The sequence below is a fragment of the Bacillota bacterium genome, from assembly GCA_012727955.1.
Taxonomy (GTDB): Bacteria; Bacillota; Limnochordia; order DTU087; family JAAYGB01; genus JAAYGB01.
Genome location: JAAYGB010000055.1, coordinates 1 through 3694 on the forward strand (window position 1 = coordinate 1; position 3694 = coordinate 3694).

The 3694-nt window shown below is 52.0% G+C and carries 2 protein-coding genes; one reads left to right on the top strand and one right to left on the bottom strand.

The annotated features are described in order from the left end of the window. The first annotated feature begins 129 nt into the window (after nt 1–129). A complete protein-coding gene (locus GX030_09390; GenBank protein NLV92588.1) occupies nt 130–2403 on the top strand; it encodes an AAA family ATPase in 2274 nt (757 codons plus the stop codon). Nucleotides 2404–2733: 330 nt separating this feature from the next. Here the strand turns inward: GX030_09390 and GX030_09395 are convergent, their stop codons facing one another. After that, nucleotides 2734–3528 (bottom strand): phosphotransferase, encoded by a 795-nt coding sequence (locus tag GX030_09395; GenBank protein NLV92589.1) that lies wholly within the window; start codon nt 3526–3528, stop codon nt 2734–2736. Between the last annotated feature and the right edge of the window lie 166 nt (nt 3529–3694).

The following is a 3694-nucleotide window of genomic DNA, read 5'->3' on the forward strand; positions in this document are numbered from 1 at the left end:
CCGTTGGAGCTCTTCCAGGAGGAACTATCGAAGCTGGACGCAACTGTGAAATGCTTTATAGAACGGGTTTCTGGCTAGCCGTTGCATTTGCTATTGCACTTTAGATACTGTTTTCAGGAGGGACTGTCAATGAGTGTAAACCCACAGGAATGGCAGGAAGAACAGCTCTATCTCCAGCAAGTCATCGACTTTGTCAATCAAGAACTAGTCAGGGGCCAACAGGAGGCAAAAAGCCAGGAGACCGACATCATCGAACTGCGCACTTCGATGTGGGAAGATCTACCCCGCAGAATTCGCCAATGGGAGGATCTCATCGAGCTGTTTACGGTGAACCGAGATATGGACGTGAAAACCCAGACCTATCTTGCTACCAAGAGACGGCTGGAATTTCTCCGTCGGGCCCAGTCCACTCCCTATTTTGCTCGCATCGACTTTCGAGCCAAGGAAGATGACGAACTGATTAACGTTTACATCGGTTATGGAACCTTAGGTGACTATACTTCCGACAAGCTCCTGGTATACGACTGGCGCTCTCCCATTGCTGGCATGTTCTACGATTTCGAACTGGGCGAGGCTCATTATGACAGTTACGACGGCCCTGTGGAGGGGACTATCCTACTCAAGCGTCAGTATCGGATTCGAGAGGGACAGCTGGAGTATATGTTCGATAGTGCCCTTAACATCGCCGATGAAGTATTACAGCAAGTGCTTAGCCGCAGCGCCGATGACAAAATGAAGAATATCGTTGCCACCATTCAGCGAGAGCAAAATGCCGCCATCCGCGACGCCAGGAGCAGACTGCTGGTTGTCCAGGGTGCCGCAGGCAGTGGCAAGACCTCCATCGCCCTGCATCGGGCTGCCTATCTGCTCTACAAACACAGAAACAGCCTCAGGGCCCATAATATCCTGATCTTCTCCCCCAACCAGATATTCACCGACTACATCTCCGCGGTTTTGCCGGAGCTGGGGGAGGAAAACGTTCTTCACACCACTTTTCAAGAATACATCGAGGAGTCCCTGGGCTCTTCCTTTGAGGTGCAAAGCCTCAACGATCAGATGGAGGTGGTAATCACCAACAAAGATCAGGATCGGTATGACCTAGACCTGGCGGAAATAGAGTATAAGGCCTCGTCGGAGTTCATTACCCTGCTGCGAAACTATGCTGCCCATTTTGCTGAAACTGGGGTGGGTTTTGCCGACGTTGTTTTTGCCGGGAAGGTGCTCTTCTCCGGTTCGGAGTTAGACAGGATGTATACCTCCGATTACTCCTTTCTTCCGGCAAAGGCCCGTTTGGAGAAAATCTGGCGACGGATAGTATACAAGCTCAAGCCGCTGAAAAGACAAAGATTTGAGGCCATCCGACGGACCCTGGCTGCGGATCCGCCCCGGGTGTTTGTGTCTGAAAGAGATCTGGTTCGAGAAAGTGTGGCCCAACTGCGCCAGGAGCTCAAAACTGCCCTCGGACCAACACGGCAGCGGATCGCCTGGGATATTGTAGAGTTCTACACTGCCCTCTTCAAAGACGAAGAGCTCTATGCCCAGTTTGCCGGCTCAAAGCCGCCGGCAGAACTGAAAGAGGTATTCCAGCTTACCCTCACCCGAATAGAGTCGGGCTTTCTGTCCTACGGTGATGCCATGGCTCTGCTTTATCTAAAGGCCGTGCTGGAAGGGGTTAGGGAACTGGGGGAAATTAGGCATCTGATTGTTGATGAAGCCCAGGATTACTCGCTACTTCACTATGAGGTGATGCGCAAGCTGTTCCCACGATGCAAGATTACGCTCTTGGGGGATCTCAATCAATCAATTTATCCCTATTCCCGCATCACCGACTACGACGCGGTGGCGCAGACATTGGGAATTGGTGGAATTACCCACATCACCTTGTCCAAAAGCTACCGTTCCACCAAAGATATCATCGAGTTCACAAAGGGAATTCTCCCCACTGGCGAGGCTATCCAAGCCATTGACCGGGCAGGCCACAAGCCCCAACTGGTTAAAGTACCGACGGAGCGAAGGGAACAAGTGAAGATTATCGCCCAGGATCTAGTGGAACGCAGGGATTCAGGTGCCGAGTCTATCGCTGTAATCTGTCGCTCGGCCCACGATAGCCGCCAAGTCCATCTGCTCCTCACCGAGGAACTGTTGGACACTCCCGTCACTTTAATTTCCGATGATGATGATCGACTGCGTCCCGGCATCGTTGTAATTCCCTCATATCTGGCCAAGGGGTTGGAGTTTGATTCGGTCTTAGTCCTTGATGCCGAGCAATATGCGGAGCCAGAGCGCAAGCTCTTTTATACCGTCTGTACCCGAGCTCAGCACCATCTTCAAATATACTTTGCTGATCGGTTACCTCCCTTGCTCCAGGAGGTATCGACGGACCTGTATCAGATGCGAGAATAACCGCTGCAATACAGTAGAGCCAGGGGGAAGGGACGAATCAGTCCCTTCCCCCTGGCCTTTTGACTGTACCTACTCAGCTTAAGTGGTATCGATTCCGACCGAAAATGCAGACTTGCCAGATTCAACCCCTGACTTAGAGCCTACTCCAGGTGATACACTTTTCTTTGCAGGTGGAATTATCTGGAGGACAATAGGGCATCGCGCCGCTATGAGGAGCTGATGCTGGTGGCACGATTATGGACACCTTTTGAGCAAGCCATGGCATGGCAGACCTTTCTTCCACTTTGCCCCACCCCATCGGGGCTCTAGAGAAAACTGTCTCTACAGTCCTCACTGCCGGCTCAGAACATCGGCAATGAACCTCATCCTCGGTTCGATAGCCTCCCAGCGATCCATACAGTGATTGACGATCATATCTAGATCATTTTCACTTTGCTTTGGGGCAGTGTTGTCATACATGATGTTGGTGACCCAGTTGCTGAGGTTGCGCAAATGCCGGCGGTATTGGAAAAAGCCAAAGGCCTCACTGCTCAAAGGTACCCGCTGCCCCCGCCGGGCTTCATATCTGTCCAAGAAGGGTTGACAGTGGTCATCATCCAGGTAGTTGAGCAGATCATACTCTGCCGGCGCGAGCTGCGCTCCCTCCCAATCGACGAAATACAGCTCCCCCTCGGGGTGCAAAATCAAGTTGCCGCCCCATACATCACCGTGACACAGTACCATCTGCCTATCCTGCCGACAGACAGCATCCCGAAGTTCTAGCATCCGATCCACCAGCTGATATATTCTCCCTTTGGCTGGGATGATGATATCGTAAAGCCGCCGGGTGAACTCATTTTCCCTGCCCCTAGTCCGCTCCACCTGCTCCACCGACTCTATCAGCCCGGCAATAAACTCCACATCATATTGCTCCACAATAGGATTCTCCACGGCAATATCGCCAGTGGCTCGGTGAAGTTTGGCTAGTTGTTCTGCAATCTGTTCCTTGATACCAGGGGAAAGGGGATAGGCATCGGCAAGATTGTTTCCGGGAACATAATTAAACAGTACCAAACGCAGGGGACCATATTTGGCCGCAAGCTCTCCGCTGGTGGTTGCAATCGGATAGCTAAGGTTAGTGAACAATCCCTTGGCATGCAGTTACCCGGTGACAGCAAGGTAAAAGGGAAGCCGCTGGGCCTTGTCCCTTCCCCGCTGGGTCCCTGTGTCATACATCTTAAGCCAAAACCTTCCATGTTCTTCAGTCAAGACCCTGCGGTTTGACCCCCCAATTTTGGAGAATATCTGCTTA